Source organism: Oleiphilus sp. HI0117, from assembly GCF_001635235.1.
In genome coordinates, this window is record NZ_LWGA01000206.1 from 1 (window position 1) to 480 (window position 480).

General features: G+C 45.8%; 1 protein-coding gene. It reads right to left on the bottom strand.

Features of this window, described 5'->3' with window-relative positions; genetic code table 11:
* The coding region (locus A3757_RS02610) for an HD domain-containing protein (RefSeq protein ID WP_156506126.1) at window positions 1–480 on the bottom strand (480 nt) is incomplete at both ends.

The window sequence follows — 480 nt, forward strand, 5'->3', positions numbered from 1 at the left end:
TAAACATGCCAGGTCTCGGTATTCATTCGGTACTCGATTTCGTTCACAGAGCTTCTTTATCGGCTCTAAACCTAGGCGCTCATGGCCATGATGGCTTGGCCATTTTTCAGGGGCGGTACAAGCTTTTCCCAAGTCGTGTGTAAGAGCAGCAAAGCGAACTTGTTTTGATTGGCTTAGTTGACTAGCTTGCTCCAAGGACATGAGAGCGTGGATGCCACAGTCGATTTCTGGGTGGTACTTTTCTGGCTGAGGAATGCCAAATAGCGCATCGATTTCCGGGAATACGACTTTCAGGCAGCCAACTTTTCTAAGTACTTCAAAATAAATCCAAGGGGACTTTTCACTTAGTGCTCGTTCAGTTTCTTGCCAGATACGCTCAGGGACTAAATGATTTGCCTCACCTTTCAGAACCATTTTGCTCATGAAATCGAGTGTTTCGTCAGCTATTTTAAAGCCGAGGTGATAAAAGCGAGCAGCGAA